Annotated in this window: 12 protein-coding genes, 2 tRNA genes and 1 pseudogene; 11 read left to right on the forward strand and 4 right to left on the reverse strand. The window is 48.9% G+C overall.

Annotated features, from left to right (window positions below; all coding sequences use genetic code 11):
• Positions 1 to 16: 16 nt before the first annotated feature.
• Positions 17 to 958, reverse strand: a complete 942-nt coding sequence (locus LGV68_RS09645) for a sugar-binding transcriptional regulator (RefSeq protein WP_004726908.1) — start codon at positions 956 to 958, stop codon at positions 17 to 19.
• A gap of 235 nt (positions 959 to 1,193) precedes the next feature.
• On the opposite strand from LGV68_RS09645, the gene dalD reads away from it, so the two are divergent.
• The 6 genes from dalD to LGV68_RS09675 all read left to right on the forward strand — a co-directional run bounded on the left by dalD (position 1,194) and on the right by LGV68_RS09675 (position 8,047).
• Positions 1,194 to 2,561, forward strand: coding sequence for a D-arabinitol 4-dehydrogenase (gene dalD, locus LGV68_RS09650; protein ID WP_252536648.1), 1,368 nt, complete (start codon positions 1,194 to 1,196; stop codon positions 2,559 to 2,561).
• A gap of 9 nt (positions 2,562 to 2,570) precedes the next feature.
• Positions 2,571 to 4,031, forward strand: coding sequence for a xylulokinase (gene xylB / locus LGV68_RS09655; RefSeq protein ID WP_252536650.1), 1,461 nt, complete (start codon positions 2,571 to 2,573; stop codon positions 4,029 to 4,031).
• Positions 4,032 to 4,148: 117 nt separating this feature from the next.
• On the forward strand, positions 4,149 to 5,423 hold the full coding sequence (locus LGV68_RS09660) for an MFS transporter (protein ID WP_020329192.1): 1,275 nt from the start codon (positions 4,149 to 4,151) through the stop codon (positions 5,421 to 5,423).
• A gap of 60 nt (positions 5,424 to 5,483) precedes the next feature.
• Positions 5,484 to 6,140, forward strand: a complete 657-nt coding sequence (gene hxpB / locus LGV68_RS09665) for a hexitol phosphatase HxpB (protein ID WP_222817106.1) — start codon at positions 5,484 to 5,486, stop codon at positions 6,138 to 6,140.
• Between the two features lie 194 nt (positions 6,141 to 6,334).
• Positions 6,335 to 6,994, forward strand: a complete 660-nt coding sequence (locus LGV68_RS09670; RefSeq protein WP_020329194.1) for an NAD(P)H-dependent oxidoreductase — start codon at positions 6,335 to 6,337, stop codon at positions 6,992 to 6,994.
• Positions 6,995 to 7,114: 120 nt separating this feature from the next.
• The gene (locus LGV68_RS09675; protein WP_020329195.1) at positions 7,115 to 8,047 is read left to right on the forward strand and encodes a LysR family transcriptional regulator; all 933 of its coding nucleotides are present in this window, start codon (positions 7,115 to 7,117) and stop codon (positions 8,045 to 8,047) included.
• A gap of 43 nt (positions 8,048 to 8,090) precedes the next feature.
• Here LGV68_RS09675 and alr read toward each other — a convergent pair whose 3' ends face one another.
• On the reverse strand, positions 8,091 to 9,320 hold the full coding sequence (gene alr / locus LGV68_RS09680; protein ID WP_252536651.1) for an alanine racemase: 1,230 nt from the start codon (positions 9,318 to 9,320) through the stop codon (positions 8,091 to 8,093).
• A 91-nt stretch (positions 9,321 to 9,411) separates the two neighbouring features.
• Positions 9,412 to 11,043, reverse strand: coding sequence for a methyl-accepting chemotaxis protein (locus LGV68_RS09685; protein ID WP_158129318.1), 1,632 nt, complete (start codon positions 11,041 to 11,043; stop codon positions 9,412 to 9,414).
• A gap of 350 nt (positions 11,044 to 11,393) precedes the next feature.
• Here LGV68_RS09685 and LGV68_RS09690 point away from each other — a divergent pair.
• From LGV68_RS09690 to LGV68_RS09705, 4 genes and pseudogenes are all read left to right on the forward strand, one after another.
• A pseudogene (locus tag LGV68_RS09690) lies at positions 11,394 to 11,636 on the forward strand (hypothetical protein); the annotation flags it as partial.
• 210 nt (positions 11,637 to 11,846) lie between these two features.
• A tRNA-Leu gene (locus LGV68_RS09695) sits at positions 11,847 to 11,933 on the forward strand.
• 21 nt (positions 11,934 to 11,954) lie between these two features.
• A tRNA-Cys gene (locus tag LGV68_RS09700) sits at positions 11,955 to 12,028 on the forward strand.
• Positions 12,029 to 12,336: 308 nt separating this feature from the next.
• Entirely contained in the window at positions 12,337 to 12,780 is a 444-nt protein-coding gene (locus LGV68_RS09705) for a sulfocyanin-like copper-binding protein (protein WP_219618384.1), read from the forward strand.
• A 137-nt stretch (positions 12,781 to 12,917) separates the two neighbouring features.
• On the opposite strand, the gene LGV68_RS09710 is transcribed toward LGV68_RS09705, so the two are convergent.
• A complete protein-coding gene (locus tag LGV68_RS09710; RefSeq protein WP_222782277.1) occupies positions 12,918 to 14,501 on the reverse strand; it encodes a BCCT family transporter in 1,584 nt (527 codons plus the stop codon).
• Positions 14,502 to 15,770: 1,269 nt separating this feature from the next.
• Between LGV68_RS09710 and LGV68_RS09715 the strand changes: the two genes are divergently transcribed.
• The gene (locus LGV68_RS09715; protein ID WP_061055488.1) at positions 15,771 to 17,582 is read left to right on the forward strand and encodes an Ig-like domain-containing protein; all 1,812 of its coding nucleotides are present in this window, start codon (positions 15,771 to 15,773) and stop codon (positions 17,580 to 17,582) included.
• Positions 17,583 to 17,636: the final 54 nt, after the last annotated feature.

Consider the following 17,636-nt stretch of genomic DNA (forward strand, 5'->3'; position numbering starts at 1 on the left):
CGTTCCTTTTTGCTATCTATTGTGTCAACAGCCAGCGGGCGGTAGTTTCGTCGGTGACCAACCCATTGATCCAGCGACCGCGCAGCGCGGCGAGGATGGCGGGGCGTTTGTCTTCACCACAGGCAGCGCCAATGCGTGGGCAGTCGTTGCTGCGAATGTCATGGCTGGTGATGAAGGTGTTGATGGCGCAATCAATCACGTCACCTTGGGCGTTGATGAAGCGGCCGAGAATTTCTCCCACGGCGCCTTGTTGATTTAGCTCGTCGGCCTTATCGGCGGAGATAAAGCCATCTTGGATGATTGGGCTTGCTTTACTCAATGAGCCAATACCGATAAACACCACGTTGGCATTGCTGGCAACAGCGGCGACTTCCTCAAACACGCGCATGCCGGTCCAGACTTTCAGTTCATCGGCTGACAGGGCGTAACGCGGCGCAGGTAACTGGTAATAGTTGGCGCGAATTTTCCGCGCCAGAATCAGCGGCACATCATCGTAGTAGTTACATTGACCATTCACACCCATCGCGCTGATCAGCGCCACGCATTGGCTGTTGGGCGATTCGAAATCAATCCGGTTGATCGCTTTTTTCAGCGTCAGCCCCGAGCCGATGCCGATGATTTGATTCTGCTGGTCTTTGACGTATTTCGACATCAACTGAAAGCAGCCAAACGACACGTTATCTAAGGTTTCCTCGCCGCTGGTGGTGGGGACGATGTTGCACTCCACCAGTTGATACTTCGCTTTCAGCAGTTCTGCGTAATCTAAACATGTTGAAATCGGGTGGTGCAGGCCAACCGAAACAATGCCTTCCTCTTTGGCTGCCGCAATCAAACGTTGCACCACCGGACGGGATAAACCGAGTTCAGACGCAATATCGCTCTGATTGCGGCCGGAGATGTAATACATCCAGGCGGCACGCACCATTTGGTCGGTTTTAAAACTGTCGTCTCTTGCCACATTTCATCCTTATTATTCAATGTCTTGCGCCTGTTCTAAAGCTTTGATTTTTCGTCTTGGGCGCGCGAATACCTCGTATCTTCTCTCGAACGTCTTCGGAGTGCAATAGTTATCAATTACCCACAAATGAACAAAAGACCTTTAAATGGTCTTTTGTTCATTTGTGATCTATGGCTCTTTATTTGATAATTTGATCGATTAGAGTGGCGTCATTCAATAAGAACGAGGAATCATCATGAAAAACCAATACACGTGGCTTCACATCGGTCTGGGTTCATTTCACCGCGCGCACCAAGCGTGGTATCTGCACAAATTGTTGGCATCGGGCGATCAACGCTGGCATATCGCTGCGGGCAACATCCGCAATGATGCCGAAGCCACCGTCGACGCGTTGCGAGCGCAAAATGGCGAATATGTGCTGGAAACCGTGAGCCCGGCGGGTAAGCGTCATTACGAAGTCATCAAGTCGATTCAAACGCTGCTGCCTTGGCAAGCCGATCTTGCGCCGCTGATTGACGAAGGGGCTAAAGCGCAGACGAAAGTCATCGCTTTTACCGTGACCGAAGGCGGCTACTACCTCAAAACTGACCATACGCTGGATGTCGACAGTGCGGTCTTAAGCGCTGATCTCAACGGCGGTCATCAAACCATTTACGGCACCGTGACGAAAATTCTTGAGCGCCGCATGGCAGACGAGGCAGGCCCGGTGACGCTGCTTAACTGTGACAACGTGCGTCACAACGGCGAGCGTTTTCGCGATGGGTTGATGGAGTTTCTGACGCTGACTGGCAAAACCGATGTGTTGCAATGGGTGAAAGAGAACACCACCTGTCCGAATACCATGGTCGATCGCATCACGCCGCGCCCAGCGGCCGATCTGCCGGCTCGCATCAAACAGCAAACGGGCATTGATGATCAAGCACCCGTGATGGGCGAAACCTTTATTCAATGGGTGATTGAAGACAACTTTAAAGACGCTCGACCAGCGCTGGAAACGGTGGGCGTTGAAATGGTGGATTCAGTGATCCCGTATGAAGAAGCGAAAATCCGCATTCTCAACTCGTCGCACAGTTGCATTGCGTGGGCGGGCACCTTGCTGGGGCAGTCGTTTATTCACGACAGCACGCTGACCGAGAGCATCTACAAAATTGCGCATGATTACGTGACGCAGGATGTGATCCCTTGCTTGGGTGACAACGGTATCGACCTGCCCACGTATCGTGATGTGGTGCTAGAGCGTTTTACCAACCCATACATCAAAGACACCAACCAGCGTGTGGCGGCAGACGGTTTCTCGAAAATTCCGGCGATGATCACTCCAACGATGATCGAGTGTTACCAACGTGGCGTCGCACCGCAAGCAACCGCAATGTTGCCTGCGTTGTTCTTCGTGTTTATGCAGCAGTGGCACCAAGGTGCGCTGCCTTATGAGTATCAAGACGGCATTCTGGATACGGCGGCAGTACATGCGATGTTTGAGTCGGCAGACCCGATTGCACTCTACGCACGTAACAAAGCATTGTTTGGTGAACTGGCTGAGCGCGCTGAATTTGAAGCGCTGCTGCGCGAGAAAATCGCCTCCGTTTACCCCATGATTCAGTAAGGAGCAGGTATGTATTTAGGAATTGACCTTGGCACGTCGGAAGTGAAAGCGCTGGTGATTGATGAGCACGGTGAAACCGTCGCCACACACAGTGCGCCGCTGACGATTCAACGCCCGCATCCGCATTGGTCTGAGCAAGCGCCGCAAGAGTGGTGGGAAGCCACCAACTATCTGATTGGCGCGTTGCGAGAAAAGTGCACCGAACATTGGGGCGCGATCAAAGCGATTGGCCTTTCGGGACAGATGCATGGGGCCGTACTGCTGGATGACCACGACGCGGTGATTCGCCCGGCGATTTTGTGGAACGATACGCGTTGCCACGAAGAGTGCGCGGAACTGGAAGTGGCAGCGCCGGATTTGCATGACATTGCGGGCAACTTGGCCATGCCGGGGTTTACTGCGCCGAAGCTGATTTGGGTGCGCAAACATGAACCGGAAAATTTTGCGCGCATTCATACCGTGCTACTGCCGAAAGATTACCTGCGCCTCAAAATGACCGGACGCAAAGTCTCTGATATGTCGGATTCGGCCGGCACCTTGTGGCTGGATGTCGCCAAGCGCGATTGGTCCGATGCGCTGCTGGATACATGCCAACTGACGCGCGCTCAGATGCCTGAATTGGTGGAAGGGTGTGATGTGTCGGCGCCGATCTCGGCGGAGATGGCGCACAAATGGGGTTTGAGCCCATCGGTGATTGTTGCTGGTGGCGGCGGTGATAATGCCGTGAGCGCGATTGGTGTTGGCGCGGTAAATCCGGGCGATGCGTTTATCTCCTTGGGCACGTCTGGGGTGCTGTTTGTGGTGAACGAACAATATCGACCCGCACCTCAATCGGCGGTACATGCGTTTTGTCATGTATTGCCACAGCGTTGGCATCAGATGAGCGTCATGCTCAGTGCCGCCAGTTGTTTGCAGTGGTTCTGCCGCATTGTTGGAGCGACCGAGGTGGAACTGCTGGCGGACATTGAGCAGTTGAGTGAGGAAGAAAAAGCCAAAGCGCCGCTGTTCTTACCGTATCTCTCTGGGGAACGCACGCCGCACAACGACCCGCAAGCCATGGGCATGTTCCACAGCATGAGCCATTCAACCAATCGCGCGTTGTTGGGCTATGCCGTGATTGAAGGTGTGAGCTTTGGGATTGCCGATGGTCTGCGCGTCTTGCAAGACAGCGGCACCCAGATTGACCAGTGTTCATTGGTCGGCGGCGGCGCTCGCAGCCCATTCTGGGCGCAGCTGCTGGCAGACACCCTCGGCCTGCCGATTGTGACGCACAAAGGCGGTGAAACCGGCGGCGCACTGGGCGCAGCGCGTCTGGCGTGTTTGGCGTCCGGTAAATCCGTGGCACAAGTATGTAAAAAGCCAGACATTCACCGCATTTACCAACCTTGTGCGGATCGCAAACCCGTGTTGAGCGAGCGCTATGCCCGTTTCCGCGCGCTCTATCAAAACGATTTGGCCCTACGGTCATAACCTCGGCCATTAAGAGCCTATTTAAAAAAGAATTTTTAGAAGAATCATCACAACCCTCATGGACTACGCCCCTGCAAAGGGGCGTGGGATTCCTTTACCCTACGAAACGAGGAATATATGGAAAACGTAAGCAAACAGTGGCTTGGACTGCCACTCAATCTGATCTGGGGATACATCGCGATTGCCATCTTTATGACCGGCGATGGCTTTGAGCTGGCATTCCTGTCGCACTACATCACTGAGTTGGGCTTTACGCCAGCGCAGTCCTCTTTTGCCTTTACGCTGTATGGTTTGGCTGCTGCGCTGGCAGCTTGGGTATCCGGTGTGGTTGCAGAGATCATCACACCGCAGAAAACGATGAAAATAGGCTTCTTGCTGTGGTGTACTTTCCACGTCCTGTTCTTAACCTTCGGGTTGGGGCAGTCAAACTACGCGCTCATTTTGCTGTTCTACGGCATTCGCGGCTTTGCCTATCCGCTGTTCCTTTATTCCTTCATTGTGGTGATCGTGCACAACGTGCGCAGTGATGGCGTCAGTTCCGCGCTGGGGTGGTTCTGGACCGTGTATTCGATCGGCATCGGCGTGGCCGGAAGCTACATTCCAAGTTTCACTATCCCTTGGATTGGCGAGCTGGGTACTTTGTGGCTGTCACTGGCGTTTTGTGCCGCTGGCGGTTTGATTGCTATGATTGCGCTGCGTAAGGTGAAAACGCCAACGCACATGCACAATCTCACCACCAAACAGAAACTGACTGAACTGAGCCGCGCCGTGACGCTGCTTTACACCAACAAAAATGTGCTCTATTCCAGCTTTGTTCGCATCATCAATACGCTGTCGCTGTTTGGTTTTGCGGTCATCATGCCGATGATGTTTGTCGACGATTTGGGCTTTACGACATCCGAATGGCTTCAGGTGTGGGCGGTTTTCTTCTTCACCACCATCTTTTCCAATGTCTTCTGGGGCATCATGGGCGAGAAACTGGGCTGGTTGAAGGTGGTGCGCTGGTTTGGCTGTGTGGGCATGGCGCTGTCGAGTCTTGCGTTCTATTACATTCCCCAGCATTTTGGCAATAACTTCGCCATGGCGCTGATCCCGGCGATTGCTTTGGGTATTTTTGTTGCCGCATTTGTACCCATGGCGGCCGTCTTTCCTGCGCTGGAACCCAAGCACAAAGGCGCGGCGATTTCGGTCTATAACTTGTCGGCCGGTTTATCGAACTTTTTGGCACCAGCGATTGCGGTGATCGTGTTGCCGTACTTCAGCACCATCGGGGTAGTGATTACCTATACTGCCTTGTACGTGCTGGCGTTTTTCTTCACCTATCGCATCAAGGTGAACCAACCTGGATTTGAAACCGAATTTGTTGATTCAGGTAAAGTCACCGTTGCTTAACACGGTTTAGGGTATGGCAATGGCTTTGGTTGCCATACCTTTTTTATTTTTGAGGTAAGTATGAACAAAAAAGCAGTAATTTTTGATATGGATGGCGTGATCATTGACTCCGAGCCGTTGTGGCAGGAAGCGCAGATTGAATCTCTGGCCGGGTTCGGTGTGGCGATCACGCGTCTGGATTGTGAACAACTGACCATGGGTAAGCGCATTGATGAGATTGCGCGCACCTGGTGTCAAACGTATTCGCTGGCGGTTGACTCAGAAGTGCTAGAAACCCTGATTCTGACCAAGCTGTGTCAGCGCATTTCGGCAACGGGCGAAGCGATGGCAGGCGTGTACGACGCTTTGCACTTTTTTGCCGAGCGAGGATTGAATGTTGCGCTCGCGACCTCTTCAAACCACGTGGTGATCAAAGCAGTGTTTGATCGTTTAGCGCTTTGGGACAAATTCAGCGTGATTTGCAGTGCGGAAGATGAAAAGCACGGTAAACCGCAACCGGATGTGTACCTGACCGCTGCGCGCAAACTCAATGTTGCGGTGTCGGATTGCTTGGTGATTGAAGACAGCTTCACCGGCTTAACTGCGGCCAAACGTGCTGGCATGACGACATATCTGGTATCGCCTGAGAGCCAACAAGACAAATTTGCCATCGCCGATGCGCGATTTTTGGATCTTAACACCGTGATTGCTTCGTTACGCAACGCGATTGTCGGTTAGTCCAATATTTCATTGCGGCTAAACTGGCCGCAATCATTTAATTTATTATGGACTTTGAATTCCATAATGTTTGGCATGATTGGCAATCGAATTCCCGCAGAATGAATCGCATAATGCAATCACTTTGAAAAACACAGTTGCTCAATCGACTCATTCAGCGACTTAACCAGTTACACTACTTGCGGGAAACCACCATGTCGAACCAAATTATTGCAGACCTGACTAAACGTTATACAGCCAAGCGTTACGATGCGAACAAGAAAATCTCATCAGACGATATGGCGATCATCAAAGAGGCGCTGCGTCTTTCTGCCTCATCTATCAACGCACAGCCTTGGAAATTTATCGTGATTGAGAGCGATGCGGCGAAGCAACGTTTCCATGATACGTTTGAACGAAAACACCAGTTCAACCAACCGCATGCAAAAGCGGCGTCGCACACTGTGTTGCTGGCGTACAACCCTAAATTCACCAAAGACGATTATCGTAAAGTGGCCGACGTTGAAGTGTCATCGGGTCATCTGCCAGCGGATCGTTACGACGGTTTCCTCAATGGTGCGTTTACGTTTGCTGAAGCGAATACTGACGACAACGGCTTTAACGGCCACTGGACGAAAGCGCAAACTTACATCGCATTGGGTAACCTGCTACATGTGTTGGCTCGTCTGGGTATCGATTCCACCCCTATGGAAGGCGTAGACCAAGAGCTGATCGGTGACGTGTTCAGCGAAGAGCTGGATGGGTATGTGTGTGATGTGGCGGTCGCAATGGGCTATCACCTGGAACTGGAAGACTACAACCATGGTCTGCCTAAAGCGCGTTTGCCGCTGGATCAGGTGGTGACGGTGCTGTAATCCGTTTCTCGGTTTGTTGTTCAAAAGCGCCTTCGTGGCGCTTTTTGCATTTCTCGGGGCTTAGTTATCTTTGTCGTTCGTGTGTTAGTATTCTTCGATAACTTGTTGTCTGGAAGCGTTATGTCGATTAGTCACCAACTGTCTCTGTTTGTCGATGTGGTTCGTCAGGGCTCATTTTCTAAAGCGGCGTTATTGCATGATATGGATAACTCGGCGCTGTCAAAGCAGATCAAAAAGCTGGAACAGAGTCTGGGTGTTCAGTTGTTGAACCGCTCAACCCGCACCATTTCGCTCACACCCGTTGGCGATGAAATCTACCAGCAGGCGCAGGTGCTGGAAGATACGCTCATCAATATCCAACGTATTGCGGAAACCTACCAGTCAAAGCCCAGTGGCAGCATTAAAATTGCCGCTCCCAACTATTTCGGTCAGCGCTATCTACAACCGGTTCTCGATGCGTTTATCAGCAAATATCCGGAGGTGGAACTGACGCTAGTGCTGGATGATAAACGCGCCGACATCATTGCGGATAAGTTCGATATCGCGATTCGAATTGGCAAATTGGCCGATTCCAACTTGATCGCCAAGAAGATCACCAACACCAATTTTGTCCTGATAGCCTCAAAAGACTTTGTGGCAAAACATGGTCTACCGGAGACTCCCGAAGCTCTGATTAGCCTGCCTGCGGTGATTTATGCCAATGGCGATGTAACGTTAGATAAACTGACGATAAGCTTTGAGCCGGGCAGCCAAGAGATGCTCAATCTGACCATGAAAGGCAACTTCAAAGTCAACGATGTGAAGCTGGTGGTGGAGTCGATAAAAAAAGGCGTCGGTTATGGATTGATAGACATGTTTGGTTTGGAAGAGTCATTAGAAGAAGCGGGGTTGGTGCAACTGCTGCCCGGTTATGTGATTTCCACCATGAGTACCGGAATCTACGCCATCTATCCCAATCGCCAGCGCAGCCTGTTGGTCGATGACTTTGTCAGTTTGCTGATGAACCACCTCGGCGAACGGCCATTCTGGCTCGACTATGTCGATATGAACTAAAAAAGCGAGCTGATGAGCTCGCTTTTGACTTTAGAACGGATACTTATTTCACGTAAACCCGTGGGTTCGCACTGCCCCAAAGGGTGTAAAGTTCAGGGAAAATCACTTCCGCGTTGTTTTCCATTTCCGAGGCGGAAATAGTTTCGCCTTGTGAATGACCAAACAACACCACTTCGCTGCCTGCTTTCACGCCTTTGATATGCGTCACGTCCACCATGGTGGTGTTCATCGACGCCACACCCACCACGTTGGCGCGTTGACCATTGATGATCACCTGCGCTTTGTTGCCCATTTTACGTGGGTAACCGTCTGAGTAACCGACCGGAACGTTCGCCATCAGGCTGTCTTGCTGCGTGGTGAAGGTGCTGTCGTAACCTACGGTGCTGTTTTTCGGCAGGTGATGCAGTGATGCAACGCGCGTCTTGAATGACACGATTGACGGGTACTCCGGATTGGTCGGCTGATCGCCGTACAGTACGCCGCCAGGACGCACCATATCCAGTTGCGCTTCTGGCACATTCAGCGCTGTGAACGAGTTCGCCACGTGCAGCAGAATGTCTTCGCGGTTGAGTTTCGCTTCTTTGATCAACCATGCCGAATGGGTGTTGAATGACGCCAGTTTTTGGCGCACTTCGTCCGCGTCGTAGCTCGGGAAGTGCGTCATGATACCGACAATACGCACGCCTTTGGCGGCCGCGATTTGTAGTGATTCTTTCTTGCCGGCATCGGTAGTCATATCAATGCCGTTACGGCCCATGCCACCGTCGTTCAGTGCCAGATGCACTTTGATGTCGTGTCCGGCTTTTTTTGCCAAAGCAGAGAGCGCTTTGGCTTGTTCTGCGCTACCGATCAGCTCTTCCACGTTAAGGTGCATCGCGTCTTTGATTTCGCCAAGGCTGGCTGAACGAACACGCATCAATTCACCTTTAAAGCCGCTGTCGCGCACTGCTTGCGCTTCCGCGTTGCTGGCAATCGCGACACAAGGGATCTGCTGCTCAAGAATGGTTGGCATCAAACCCTGAATACCGTTGCCATAGGCGTTGGCTTTCATGACCGCACAGATCTTTGTGTGGCTGTTCATTTTCGATTTGAACTGTTCGATGTTGTCGCGGAACTGCGTTAAGTTGATCTCAAGCCAGGCGTTAGCCGCTTGAATGTCTTGTTGCTGAGTGTCACCGCTGAAAAGATTTAAAGGCGCGCTTAACGCTGGTGTAGCGGTAGCGAAAGTGGCAGCGGCGATGGAGAAAGCCAGTAACGTTTTCTTTAGACGCATAACGTCTCCTTATACAGTTATTGTTGGAGGAGGGTAGAGATAAGATTCAGAAAGCGTTGGGGTTGGCACTCCGCGGGGAGTGCCAGACAGATTAATGCAGTTTAAAGCGTCCCATTACATCCTGAAGTGACACAGAAAGTTGGCTCAGTTCACGACATGCTTGCGCCGTTTGCTGTGAACCTTGCGCGACTTCCTGTGAAGCAAAGTGAATGTTCTCGATACTGCGGCTCAGTTCTTCAGCAACAGAATCTTGTTGGTTACAGGCGGTCGCGATTTGGCTACCCATGTCAGAGATATCGGCGATAGAACGTTCGATCTCGCCCATCAGTTGTTTCGATTGCAGGCCTTGTTGCGCGCAACCGGTAATGCTGGTGCGTGACAATTCGGTCGCTGACTTGGCATCTTTTGCCAGAGATTGCAGCTGCTCAATAATGGTGGTGATTTCGCTGGTCGATTGCTGAGTGCGTCCCGCCAGTGTACGAACTTCATCGGCCACCACAGCAAAGCCACGGCCTGATTCACCCGCACGCGCGGCTTCAATCGCGGCGTTCAACGCCAACAGGTTGGTTTGGTCTGCGATGTCGCGAATTACGTCCACAATCACGTTGATCTTGCTTGATTGCAGTTCCAGCTCCGTCACGGTGTCACCAGCGTTACCAATCACGTTGGCTACTTCTTCAATGGTATCGACCATGTGCTGGGTTTCACGCACGCCGTGTTGGGTACGCTCGTTTGCTTCACTGGCCTGGCTGGCCGACTCTTCGGTGTTGCGTGCAACATCCGCGACCGCCGCTTTCATCTCGGTCATCGCCGTAGCGATATGGGTGATTTGTAGCTGCTGATCTTTCATGCCAGAAGCCGACAGATCAGAGATTTGCGTCATCTCTTCCACTGCGCTGCTCAGTTGTGTGACAGCCGCGATGACGTTGTCGATCACCTGACGCAAATCATCTTGCATCTTGCTGGTGGCATCGGCCAGTTCACCCAGTTCATCGTTACCGATGGCCTGACGGTCAAGATCACTGGACAGATCACCGGTTGCAATGGCGTTCGCTTGCGCCACCACCAACTTCAATGGGCCGCAGATCAGACGCGTCAAGACATAAGTCATGGCTACCATGATGAGCAGAATGATGACGTTGCTGCCGATAGAAGAAGTACTTAAGTCATTTACCGAGGTAAGAATATGACGCTTATTGTCTTCCATGGCCTTCTTAAGAACCAGGATCAGTTCGCCCAGCTCAGAGTCAACGTCTTCGAAAGCAGATAAAGATGAAGAAAGAATAGGTTGTGCTTTGATTTTATCGTTGGCTAACATAGCGGCGTTATATTGATCCATCGTACCGAGATAAATTTCCCAGTTACGCATGATTCGTTTAAACGTTTGCTCTTCTTCTCCCGGCCATACGGTTTTTCCATAAGCTTCTAATTCGCGAGCGATTTCATTTCGTTTACGAATATTACTTGTAATTTGATTATTTATTTTATCAGCATTATCTAATGTATAAGCGACAAACTGTGAACGTCTCCAGCGAGAAAGATCATCGCGAATAGCATCTACACGTTCTACTGCTGGCAGGGTGTCATCGGTGTAGTTGAGTAGCTCTGCTTTAATGTTCTTGAGCTCAGAAGACAAAAATACGCCAAAGGCGATATTAATTAATGCTATGATCAGAAAGGAAAAAGAAATCTTTTTCGCAATGGAAAGATTCTTGATAAACATATGTTGATATACCTTGATTTTTTATTTTGACTACAAAGTAAACCATATCCGTATATGTAATTTTGATCCGTATTTTTACCGCAAGGCGCGCAAGTTAACACTTATTGACTAAATTTTCGATAAGGATATTGGATTAAAATTAAAATAAATTATGTCAATAATTTAATACAGATTTCGAACACGCCATTTTGACGCAGCCATAATTCTGACTATGTAGAATTAGTGTTAATTTCAATTCATTTCGTCCTTCGTTTATTTATTCTTTAACGGCACTTCCAACCCTAAATGGTTAGGTTGTTCATTGCATAGATATTTTAAAATCGCGCAAACGAATGCGTGGAAAAGATGTTTTTTCTCAATCGGATAAATCGGTGACCTACAACAAAACCACCATGCTGATTGAAGAAATTGAAGATAAAAAACGCGTTTATGGTTTGGAAGCCCTCGCGTCCTATTGGGTACACGAAAACATTCAGCTGGGCGCGTCGGGTCACTATGTTATTTCTGAAGTCAAAGGCGACGACGGTTTGGAAGATGACGCCGCCGCGTATGACTACAAAGGCCGCGGTCGTACCTACACACTCAACTACTAAGTGAAGTTCTAACAAGTCCCGTCACACCGATATTTGCGCCCAATCATTATCCGGATTGGGCGTAAAACATACCGCGTGGAGCGTTTGTTGCTCATTCAGTTGATAAATATGAATTATTTTGTTGACCTGAAAACTCAATCCGTTAAAGTACGCCCCGTTCCCGCGATGATGTCGCCGGAACGGATGGTGTTACCATCGCATGATTGCGTTGCCCTGGTGGTGAAATTGGTAGACACAAGGGATTTAAAATCCCTCGACTTTCGAGTCGTGCCGGTTCAAGTCCGGCCCGGGGCACCATCAACAAAAACCATCCATTGAGGCGCGTTGGCAGAGTGGCCATGCAGCGGATTGCAAATCCGTGAACCTCGGTTCGACTCCGGGACGCGCCTCCATTCTTTCTAACCAGCACTTTGCTGGTTTTTTTGTTTTTGCCTCTCACGATTTCTTATCTCTCTGTGATATGTGCATTGCTTCAATGCGATGACGCTCTGCGCTTTGTTGTCTTCATTTCTAACGATGGGTTGTTCTCCAGCTAACTTACGCGTCTATGCCGAAAGGAATTGCGGTCGATGTTCCGTCATCTTTCTGCGCGAGAACTATAATGTAACAAGTTGTAACAAATTAATCCGAATTGTCGGGTTAACTCTTTCTGGAATAAGCACGTGGTGGTTTTTTAGATCAATAAACAGGAGAGATTATTGTGAAAAATTTACTAAGAATGGCCGCGTTTGCCACGGTTGTCATGGCGGCTCAAGTTTCGGCTGCCAGTATGTCTGCTCAGGTTGTTCATGCTGATCTGTGGGATCAAATGGGCGTCATGGGGATTAAATTAGATGTGCCCAGTGTTGTTGAAGGTTCGGTGTCTTTTGAAGTGATTAACAGTTCTAAGACCATGGTGCATGAAATGTTGGTGGTTAAGGTCAACAATTTTCATGAAAGCTTGCCTTATCAAACGAATGAAGCGCGCGTGATTGAAGATAAAGTACAGGACTTTGGCGAAGTGTCTGAACTCGAACCGGGTCAGTCTGGTTCACTGACGGTCAACCTGAAACCAGGTAAGTACTTGCTGCTGTGTAACATACCTGGGCACTATGAAATGGGTATGTTCACCCCATTTATCGTGGAACCCAAAATGGGCAAGTAAGAGCGTCACGACACAATGGGTCAGGGGGAACTTGTTCCATTGTTCGATGGTTGCTACACCAGTGTGATCGCGTGCCGACCAAGATCTCAGTGATGTGGGCACAAAAAAGGCCAGCCCAAGCTGACCTTTTTATTTTCCTACTGCTGATAGAGCGCTTGTTCGGTTCGCAGACCTTTGATCAAACTGACACACATCAGCAATAGTACAAAGCTGAACGGCAATGCCGTGGCAACCACTCCAGACTGCAAAGCCTGCAGCGCTTCTTTACCACCAATCCAAAGCATAACTGCCGCGATAGCACCTTCAACACTGGCCCAGAAAATGCGCTGAGGAATCGGTGCATCGACCTTACCGCCCGCCGTAATACTGTCTATGACCAGCGAACCGGAATCGGATGAGGTAATAAAGAAGATCAGAATCAGGACAATCGAGATCATCGAAATTGCACTGCCAAACGGCAACTGGTCGTAGACATGAAACAGGGTGAGCGAGATATCGGTCAGACCATGAGCACCCAGTTCGCCGACTTTATTCGCCACTTGATCCAGAGCAATGCCACCAAATACCGCCATCCAAATCAGTGTCAGCAGTGTCGGAATAAACACGACCGCGCACAGAAACTCTCGCACAGTGCGGCCACGTGAAACACGAGCGATAAACATACCGACAAATGGTGACCATGAAATCCACCATGCCCAGTAGAACACAGTCCAGCCATGCATCCACACTTCATCTTCTCGGCCGTGTGGGTTGCTCAAACCAATGATGTTTTGCGCGTACGCCATAAAGGTATCCGGAATTGAGCTGATGGCAGTGTCAAAGGTAACCGCGATAATGAAGATGAGCAGTGCGAAAGCAAACACCATGTTGATGTTACTCAGCACTTTTACGCCGCCATCAATACCACGAATGACCGAAATGATTGCGATTAAAGTGACAAACACAATCACGGCGAGTTGCATGCCGATACCACCATCGGTACCGAAAATGTAATTGATGCCGCTGGTAGCCTGCTGTGCACCGAGTCCCAGTGAGGTTGCAAGGCCAAACAGCGTCGCCAGTACCGCCATAATATCAATAGCGTGACCAAGCCAGCCCCAAGCACGATCGCCGAAAACCGGGTAGAACACGCTGCGGATCGACAGCGGCAGGCCTTTATTGAAAGCAAAGAATGCCAACGCGAGCGCCACAATAGCGTAGATGGCCCAGCCATGAATTCCCCAGTGGAACATGGTCGCACCCATCGCCAATGACTTCGCTTCTGGCGTATACGCCTCGACATTAAGTGGTGTCCCCCACCAGTCGGTGTAGTAGGCGGTAGGCTCTGCCACACTCCAGAACAGTAGACCAATACCCATACCCGCGGCAAAAAGCATAGACAGCCATGATACGCGTGAGTGATCCGGAACGGCATCTTTACCACCGATGCGGATTTTACCGAAAGGGGAAACCATCAACGCAAAAGTGAAGAGTAAGAAAAAGTTGGTGGCCCACATAAAGAACACATCAAAGTCTTCGATGATACCGTTCTTGAGAGTATTTAGGGCATCTTTGGCCGTCACTGGATCGACGACCAGTAATGATGCCAGAAACAGAATGATTAATCCCGCGCTGATCCCGAACACTGGGTTGTGGACGTCAAAGCCCCATTTCTGAATGTTGTCCTGACCGACCTGATAGTCAGTCGTTTCTATACTGTATTTCTTTAAAGCATCTTCCATAAAATCGCTCAAAATGTTTTGTGTACTCGTTAAGTGGTTGACTTAATCCGTACAGTTCTAGTTCGTCAAAATCAAAATTAATTTGTGTACGAATGAAATTTTGTGATGAGAATGGTAACGAAAAACGAACGTACAAGTCAAATTAAGGCGTTTTACCTTGTTTATTGATTGTGTCTGATGCCATAAGGAAAGTTGGAAAGAATTGTGTACGAAATATTATGATTTGTGGGTTTATTCGGAAACCTCTGGCCGCAGAATATTTCTCTTTAAGGAATGGTATTCGGTAGGGAGATGCACTGCCGCTGTTCTTGACAGGTTCGTTGCCGCAGTAAATCGTTTGATCTTCGTCACAGTCTATTGGGGGAGATGTTTGTCAGGGTTTTGTCCGATTTGAGTCGCTAATTACCCATCCAACATAAGGGCTTTATTCGTCAACAAGATCGAAATGGTTGGTTATTTTTTGTTCGCTCTTGTTATGGATAACGCCTAATCGACTTCATAGATTAGGTGAGCTATCTATGACTCTAAAACGACGGAATAAAATAGCGCTACAGGTAAATTGGCACTAAAAACAGTATGATAAATTATCATAATTCATATATTAAACTATCCCGAAACTATTTATTTTTTAATCTGTAATTGTACTTATTATATATTTTATAAATGAGCGATAATATTTTCTTTCAAATATATAATTAAACTTAAAATATAATGTGTGTTCTAATTTTTTCATTTATTTTTTGCCATAGGTTAGTCATCATTTTTTTGGGTTGAGATGTTAAATCAATGTTTCTTGTGATGGTTATTTGACGTTTTTATAAAAGTGTCAAACTTATGTCATTTTGTGATTAACTTTATGATGAGAATGATATTAATGACAAAGGAAAGTTGTCTTTCTTCGAGCTGTTAGTCTAATTTTTCATTCGGATTATAAAGTTTCAACCAACAAATTATTATCATTTTTATCTTGATGATTTATCTGTTTTTTTCAAAAAAGTTAAATTTATTAGTTTTTGTTGGTTGAAATTTAATCAGTGTATTTGCTAGTATTCTCGCTCGATTGTTGGCTCTGATTAATTATCTCGTCACCGATTTATCGCTAAATTTAATTTAATAGTGATTGATTGATGTGACCATGGTTGAATATAAATAGAATTTAAACATTATTATTCGACCATAGATAAAACTTTATTGTTCTAGGTTCTGCAGATTCTCGCTGCGGGAACGGGCTTTTTTGTGAAAAATTTCTGTACTTTATTGGGTAAAAAAATGGCATCAAAGATTAATTTAAGTAAGTTTGGCTTAGGTAAAGCCTTCTATTTAATGATGTTTCTTTTGGTATCTGTGCAACACACTTCATTCGCGTATGCAGCAGGTAGTACAACAGGCCAGCAAGACACTCTGGTGATGTTGTTGAACTTCCAGGAAGACCCGAATGATCAGCCGATTTCGGTGAGTGAAGCGACAGATCTGGTCTTTGGTGAAGTGAACGATTTTTACAAGGAAAACTCTTACGGAAAAACCTGGCTGGCAGGTCAGGTGGTCGGTTGGTACACCCTGCCGGTTTCAAATCAGGTGTGTGACTACCCGACAGTTCAGGCGGAAGCCGATAAAATGGCGGAAGCACAAGGCATCACGATTGCTGATTATCAGCGCGTGATTTATATCATGACTCAGTCTGGCTGTGGCGGCGGCGGTTCCGCAACTACGGGCAAAACCTTCCCTAGCCGCGCTTATATCGACGGTACATTGTCTGCCAAGATCATCGCGCATGAATTCGGACACAACTTAGGTTTGATGCACGCGCGAGCGATGGACTGTGGCGACACAAGCCTTTCTTCAAGCTGCAGCACCATTGAATATGGCGATTCTTACGACGTGATGGGCGACCCGGATCTGGGTTACATCAATACCTTCTATAAAGAACGTATGGGCTGGATCAACGATTCCGCTTCGCCTAAAGTGCTGACCGCCTCAAAAGATGGTCTGTACGAGATTGCGGCTTACGAATCTCAAGATAGTCAGCAAAACATTGCGCTGAAGATCCCTCGTGGCGTCAACCCACAAACGGGCTTGAATGAGTGGTTCTACATTGAATACCGTCAGGCACAAGGTTACGACGAGTTCCTTGCCAGTCGTTCTTATCTGCTTTACCGCGGTGATGTCACCGATGGTGTGATTGTGCGTCTTGCTCAGGAAAACGGTGACTATAGCTATATGCTGCATATGAAGCCGGATTCGGATTACAGCCAGGTTTATGGCCGCAAAGACTGGAAAGACACAGCGCTTCCTGTTGGTGCGACATTCACCGACCCAAGCTCTGGTATCTCAATCAACCTGACCAGCGCCGCGAACGGTGTGGCAGATATCTATGTGTCAATGTCAGGTTCGGATTCTGGTAATGTATCGCCAGCGGTCTGTGAAATGGCAGCGCCGACGGTAACGGCGACGGCAGTGGGTGACAGCTCTGCAAACGCAGGTTCTACCGTTAACTACCAGTTGTCAGTGACCAATAATGCGAGTGCAGAGTGTGGCACGCTGGATTTTGCGGTGACGGCTCAAGTGGCTTCAGGCTGGACCGCGGATCAACAAACGGTTTCTCTGGGCGCTGGTGAAACAGGCCAAGTGGTGGTGGCGGTGACGTCATCTCAACAAGCGCAAGCCGGTGACTACACTATCTCGTTTGCTGCAACAGATACCCAGGACACCTCGTACAGCGCGGCAACTCAGTCGTCTTACACGGTGATCACTGACAGTTCTACGATTTCGGATATCACCGCGGTTGATGATGCGGTAACGATGAGTTCACTGACGACCGTGGATATAAATGTTCTGGGGAACGATGTGGTTGATGCGGGCGCAAGTGTGACGATTTCTGTAACGGCACCAAGCAAAGGGACGGCAAAAGTGTTGTCTGATGGTTCAATTCAGTACACACCGGGTAAGCGCTTCAAAAGCAGTGACAGCTTTACCTACACCATCAGCGATGGCAATGGTACTTCAACGGCGACGGTAAACGTGACGCTACAGTCTTCGTCTTCTGGTACTGGCGGTTCGCCGGGCAAAGGCAAAAACAAGTAACGAAAAAATCCACCTCTTAGAGGTGGATTTTTGTTTTATTGCGCATCATCACGT

It is taken from the genome of Vibrio sp. LQ2, from assembly GCF_023920125.1.
Lineage (GTDB): Bacteria > Pseudomonadota > Gammaproteobacteria > Enterobacterales > Vibrionaceae > Vibrio > Vibrio fluvialis.

Bases quoted from the DNA above. Each gene is read 5' to 3' on its own strand.
- dalD (WP_252536648.1), top strand. From the start codon at position 1,194: ATGAAAAACCAATACACGTGGCTTCACATCGGTCTGGGTTCATTTCAC.
- xylB (WP_252536650.1), top strand. From the start codon at position 2,571: ATGTATTTAGGAATTGACCTTGGCACGTCGGAAGTGAAAGCGCTGGTG.
- LGV68_RS09660 (WP_020329192.1), top strand. From the start codon at position 4,149: ATGGAAAACGTAAGCAAACAGTGGCTTGGACTGCCACTCAATCTGATC.
- hxpB (WP_222817106.1), top strand. From the start codon at position 5,484: ATGAACAAAAAAGCAGTAATTTTTGATATGGATGGCGTGATCATTGAC.
- LGV68_RS09670 (WP_020329194.1), top strand. From the start codon at position 6,335: ATGTCGAACCAAATTATTGCAGACCTGACTAAACGTTATACAGCCAAG.
- LGV68_RS09675 (WP_020329195.1), top strand. From the start codon at position 7,115: ATGTCGATTAGTCACCAACTGTCTCTGTTTGTCGATGTGGTTCGTCAG.
- alr (WP_252536651.1), bottom strand. From the start codon at position 9,320: ATGCGTCTAAAGAAAACGTTACTGGCTTTCTCCATCGCCGCTGCCACT.
- LGV68_RS09685 (WP_158129318.1), bottom strand. From the start codon at position 11,043: ATGTTTATCAAGAATCTTTCCATTGCGAAAAAGATTTCTTTTTCCTTT.
- LGV68_RS09710 (WP_222782277.1), bottom strand. From the start codon at position 14,501: ATGGAAGATGCTTTAAAGAAATACAGTATAGAAACGACTGACTATCAG.
- LGV68_RS09715 (WP_061055488.1), top strand. From the start codon at position 15,771: ATGGCATCAAAGATTAATTTAAGTAAGTTTGGCTTAGGTAAAGCCTTC.